Origin of the sequence: Streptomyces sp. 8L, from assembly GCF_020176795.1 — a bacterium.
Classification (GTDB): Bacteria; Actinomycetota; Actinomycetes; order Streptomycetales; family Streptomycetaceae; genus Streptomyces.
The window spans coordinates 1-5,144 of the sequence record NZ_JAIUKE010000649.1 but is presented as its reverse complement, the minus strand read 5'-3'; the positions used below and the strand labels follow the sequence as shown (position 1 = coordinate 5,144).

Here is a 5,144-nt window from a genome sequence, read left to right as displayed (position 1 = left end):
GGAGGGGTGGGGAGGGTGTTCGGCGGGCCCTCAGCCTACGGCCGGGGGTCCCCTCAGGCATCAACTCCCCACTACGCGCGTAGAGTTGATACTTCGCTGCGGCCGGTGCCCGGAGATCCGGGGGGCACCTGCCGGACATGGCGCGGGGGGGGTGAAGGGGTGTGGAAGGCCCTTCACCGGGCCCGCGGTGTGATCGGCCGCGACGGGCGCGGGACCGTACAGCCGGTACGGACCCACGGCCCGGCTCACGGGGTCGTCTTGACCTTGACCTTGCCGTCGACGATCTTCTGCTTGGCGGCGTCGATCTTCGCCTGGATGTCGCTGATGTAGCCGCCGCTGGTGGTCAGCGAGACGCCGTCCTTGGCCAGGGAGTACGTGTTGGTGCCGGTCAGCGGCTTCTTGTCGTGGATCGACTTGACCAGGTCGTAGACACCGACGTCGACGTTCTTCACGACCGAGGTCAGGATCGACGTCTTGTACTGCGCGAGCGACGCCTGCTGGTACTGGTCGGAGTCGACGCCGATCGCCCAGGCGCCCTTCTTGCCGTGGACGGCCTCGATCGAGCCGGAGCCGGAGGAGCCGGCCGCCGCGAAGATGACGTCCGCGCCCTTGTCGAGCATGCCCTGCGCCGCCGCCTGGCCCTTGTCGGGGCTGGCGAAGCCGGAGGTGTCGGAGCCGTGCGACAGGTACTGCACGTCCACCTTGATCTTCGGGTTGGTGTCGTGCACGCCCTGCGTGTAGCCGGCCTCGAACTTCTTGATGAGCGGGACGTCCACGCCGCCGATGAAGCCGACCTGGTCGGACTTCGTCTTCAGCGCGGCGGCCACACCGCCGAGGTAGGAGCTCTCCTGCTCGGTGAAGACGATGCTGTCGACGTTCTTCGCGGCGACGGAGGAGTCCACGATGCCGAAGGTCGTGTCCGGGTACTTCTCGGCGGCCTGCTTCATCGAGTTGGCGTACGCGTAGCCGATGCCGACGACCGGGTTGTAGCCGGCCTCCGCGAGCTGCGAGAGCCGGTCGAGGCGGTCGGCCTCGGTGTCCGTCGTCTTCGCGGTCAGCTCCTTGACCGAGCCGCCGAACTGCTTCCTCGCCTTGTCGATCCCACGCGCCGCCGAGTCGTTGAAGGAGTGGTCACCGCGGCCGCCGACGTCGTACGCGACACCGACCTTGACGCTGCCCGCCTTGGCGGAACCGGTCGACGAGTCGTCCTGGGCCTTCTGTTCCGACGTGCTGCCGCAGGCGGCGAGAGACAGCGCGAGCGCGGCGGAGGCTATCCCCGACGCGGCGACTTTGGTTACCCGGCGCAAGAGGGTGGTCCCTTCAACTGACCGAAGCGCCTCTTCCGGCGCTGGTTTCGCGGCGATCGTAACGCGCGTAGATGTCAGATAAAGGCCCTGACAAAAGCCGTTATCGGATCGTCGCGAACGGCAGGTGTCGGGTCCGGTTACAACCGGTTGCCGTCGATCAACGCCGCGGCGGTGAAGAGTTCGACGCCCACCGTGATCGCCCGCTCGTCCACGTCGAAGTCGCCCTGGTGGAGGTCGTAGCGGGCGCCGTCGCCCGGCGGCCGGACACCGAGGCGGGCCATCGCCCCCGGCACTTCCTCCAGGTACCAGGAGAAGTCCTCGCCGCCGAGGCTCTGTTCGGTCTCCTCGACCGCGTCGGCGCCACGCCGCAGAGCGTGCGCGGCGCGCAGCAGCTCGGTCATGGCCGGGTCGTTGACGACGGGCGGGACGCCCCGCACATAGGTGACCTCGGTCTTCGCGTGGTGCAGCGCGGCGACCTCGTCGACGGCGGCGTGCACCAGGTCGGGCGCCGCGTGCCAGGCGGCGAGGTCGAGGCAGCGCACGGTGCCGGACAGCTCGGCGTGCTGCGGGATCACGTTGGCCGCGTGGCCCGAGGTGATCCGGCCCCAGGTCACCGCGAGCCCGGAGCGGGCGTCGACGCGGCGGGCGAGCAGCGCGGGCACCTCGGTGGCGACCTTCGCCGCGGCCGTGACCAGGTCGGTGGTCAGGTGCGGGCGCGCGGTGTGGCCGCCGGGGCCGTCGAGGGCGATCTCCAGCCGGTCGCACGCGGAGGTGATGGGGCCCGCCCGCAGGCCGATCCGGCCCGCGTCGACCTTCGGGTCGCAGTGCACGGCGAGGATGCGGCCGACGCCGTCCAGGACACCGGACTCCATGGCCTCGGGGGCGCCGCCGGGCAGGACCTCCTCGGCCGGCTGGAAGATCAGCCGTACGGCGCCCGGCAGCAGGCCCGCGCGGTGCAGGTCGGCGAGGACGAGCCCGGCACCGAGCACGGACGCCGTGTGCACGTCGTGCCCGCAGGCGTGCGCCCGGTCGGGCACGGTCGAGCGGTACTCGACGGTCTTGGTGTCGGGGATGGGCAGCGCGTCGATGTCGGCGCGCAGCGCGAGCATGGGGCGCGCGGGGTCCGGGGTGCCGATGTCGCAGACGAGGCCCGTGCCCATCGACAGGACACGCGGCCTGAGACCGGCTTCTTCCAGCCGCTTTGCGATCGCGCCCGTGGTGCGCACTTCCTGGTGTCCCAGCTCCGGGTGCATGTGCAGGTCCCGGCGGAAGGCGATCAGCTCCGCGCGAAGCTCCTCGGGCAGTCCGCCCGGAAGTGCGGCTTCGCCCGGCAGCTCGGCGTCGGACTCGTGCGGCATCGTCTGGTTCACCTGTCGAAGGGTAGGCCCCCGCACCGGTCTCCTACCCGCCGTTCGGAAGAATTTCAGCCACAGGAGCGAACCGTGCGGCGCGGCGGGCGCATAACAGGCGCACGAGGTGGGTACAGCCAGGCGCCGCCGCCCGCTCGGGCCCACCGCCCCTCCGCGCCGCCCGCTCGGGCCCACCGCCCGCAACCGCGCCGCCACTCGCCGCGTACGTCCCTCATTGGGTGAGGCCCACTGCCGCCAGCCAGGGGGCCAGGCCGCCGGTGGCCTCGCCGGCCCAGCAGACGTAGCCGTCGGGCCTGATCAGGAAGAGGCCCTTGCCGTAGGGGGCGTACGCGGCCGAGTGGTCGAAGATCCGCAGGGCGGGCGGCAGGCCGTCGGGGAGCGGGGCGTCCGTGCCCATGCGCAGCAGGGTGAAGTGCGGGCCGCGCAGGACGTCGAAGAGCGTCGTGCCGTCGGGCAGGAGCCCGTCGGGCGCGCGGTCCCCGGCGCTCAGGGCGCCCGCCGCGCCCGATGACAGCGGCCCGCCCCTGTAGTGCAGTCCGAGCTGCCGGGTGGCGGCGCCGCGGCGCTCCTCGCCGCGGTGGATACGGGTCGAGAGCCCGAGCATCCCGGCGGCGAGCGGGCGGCGCTCCTGCTCGTAGGTGTCGAGCAGCGCGTCGGGCGCGCCGTGGCGGAGGACCTGGCCGAGCTTCCAGCCGAGGTTGTACGCGTCCTGGATGCCGGTGTTGAGGCCCTGCCCGCCCGCGGGCGAGTGGATGTGCGCGGCGTCCCCCGCCAGGAAGACGCGCCCGGCCCTGAAGCGGTCGGCGAGCGCGGCCCGCACCCGGAAGTCGGAGGCCCACAGCACGTCGGTGACGTCGTCAGCGTCCAGGTGGGTGCGCTCGGCGATCAGGGCTCGTACGCCCGCGGGCGAGGTGTCGGGCACGGTACCCGGCTCGTAGCCCGCGGCGAGCTGGAAGGCGTCGGTGTGCGGCAGCGGGCAGATGGCCGCGAACCGGCCGTCGGGCTCGCGGAAGACGTGCCAGTTGCGGCGGTCCAGTGAGCCGACGCGCACGTCCGCGACGATCATCGGGGCGTCGTCCACGCTCTCGCCGCGCATCCCGACGCCGAGCAGCGCGCGTACCGTACTGCGGCCGCCGTCGGCCGCGACGACAAAGCGGGCGCGCACGCTTCCGCCGGTTTCGCCAGGACCGCTCAGGGTCGCGGTGACGCCGTCCGCGTCCTCGGTGAGGCCGGTGAGCGCGGTGCCGAAGCCGACGGAGCCGCCGAGGGCGGTGAGCCGCTCGTACAGGATCTCCTGCGTGCGCCACTGCGGCACGATCCAGGGGATCGCGTACGGCTCGGACCCGGTCGGCTCCACGTCGTCGAACATGCGGTGCTCGCCCTGCCGTTCGCCGCCCTCCCAGACCATGGTGACCGGGACGGTGCCGCCCGCCGCCAGCATCCGGCCGGCGACGCCGAGGTCGTCGAGGACCTCCAGCGTGCGCGGCTGCACGCCCTTGCCCCGGGAGCCGGGGAACAGGCCGTCCGCGCGCTCCACGATCCGCACGGACACGCCGCGCCGCCGCAGGTCGCAGCCGAGGGTGAGGCCGGTCGGCCCGGCGCCCACGACGAGTACGTCCACCGTGCGGGCCGTGCCAGCGCCCTTAACGTCGTTAAGTTCCATGTCTCGGAGCATGCGCTTAACGCCGTTAAGCTGTCAAGCGGGTACGGATAGATTGGGAGCGTGGCTGCTCCCCGACTCGACCGCGCGCTCGTCGCCCGCACCGCCCTCGACCTGCTGAACGACCTGGGGCTCGAAGGGCTGACGCTGCGCGCCATCGCCACCGAGCTGGGCGTCAAGGCCCCCGCGCTGTACTGGCACTTCAAGGACAAGCGGGCGCTGCTGGACGAGATGGCGACGGAGATGATGCGGCGCATGTACGGCGCCGCCTGGGACGAGGAACTCTCCGGCGCCCGGGACTGGCGGGCGATGGTGACGCGGCTGATGGGCGCCCTGCGCGAGCACCTGCTGCGCTACCGGGACGGCGCGAAGGTCTACAGCGGCAGCCGCTTCACCGACACCGCGTACGCGGCCGGGATGGAGGCGGCGCTCGGCAGGCTCGTCGCGGCGGGCTTCACCCCGGGACGCGCCGCCCGCGCCTGGGTGACGGCCTACCACTACACCATCGGCTTCGTCATCGAGGAGCAGTCCCTCGCGGCGGCACCGGACCGCGACGCCGTCGACCTGGAGACCCGCGCGGAGCGCCTGGCGCGCTACCCGCTGGCGGCACGGGCGGGCTACGAGCTCTTCGCCCACCAGGACGAGGGCTTCGAGGCGGGCCTCGCGGCGGTGGTGGCGGGCATCGGGGCGACACTGCTGCCTCCCGCGCCCCCCGCGTGGGTGCGCCCGCCGGCGACCGGCAGCGCAACGACGGCGGCCACCGTCCAGGCCACCCGCCGGCCGCGCGGCGCCCGTCCGCCGCCGGGC

The 5,144-nt window shown here is 72.9% G+C and carries 4 protein-coding genes; 1 reads left to right on the top strand and 3 read right to left on the bottom strand.

The window, feature by feature from the left end; genetic code table 11:
• Positions 1 to 245 precede the first annotated feature (245 nt).
• From LCE31_RS36490 to LCE31_RS36480, 3 genes are all read right to left on the bottom strand, one after another.
• A complete protein-coding gene (locus LCE31_RS36490; protein WP_225022236.1) occupies positions 246 to 1,307 on the bottom strand; it encodes a BMP family lipoprotein in 1,062 nt (353 codons plus the stop codon).
• 137 nt (positions 1,308 to 1,444) lie between these two features.
• On the bottom strand, positions 1,445 to 2,665 hold the full coding sequence (locus LCE31_RS36485) for an amidohydrolase (protein ID WP_225022238.1): 1,221 nt from the start codon (positions 2,663 to 2,665) through the stop codon (positions 1,445 to 1,447).
• A 223-nt stretch (positions 2,666 to 2,888) separates the two neighbouring features.
• Positions 2,889 to 4,340: an FAD-dependent monooxygenase gene (locus LCE31_RS36480; RefSeq protein WP_225022234.1), complete on the bottom strand. Its 1,452-nt coding sequence runs from the start codon at positions 4,338 to 4,340 to the stop codon at positions 2,889 to 2,891.
• A gap of 60 nt (positions 4,341 to 4,400) precedes the next feature.
• On the opposite strand from LCE31_RS36480, the gene LCE31_RS36475 reads away from it, so the two are divergent.
• A partial coding sequence (locus LCE31_RS36475) for a TetR/AcrR family transcriptional regulator C-terminal domain-containing protein (protein WP_308042379.1) occupies positions 4,401 to 5,144 on the top strand: 744 nt, incomplete at its 3' end.

Bases quoted from the DNA above. Each gene is read 5' to 3' on its own strand.
- LCE31_RS36485 (WP_225022238.1), bottom strand. From the start codon at position 2,665: ATGCCGCACGAGTCCGACGCCGAGCTGCCGGGCGAAGCCGCACTTCCG.
- LCE31_RS36480 (WP_225022234.1), bottom strand. From the start codon at position 4,340: ATGGAACTTAACGACGTTAAGGGCGCTGGCACGGCCCGCACGGTGGAC.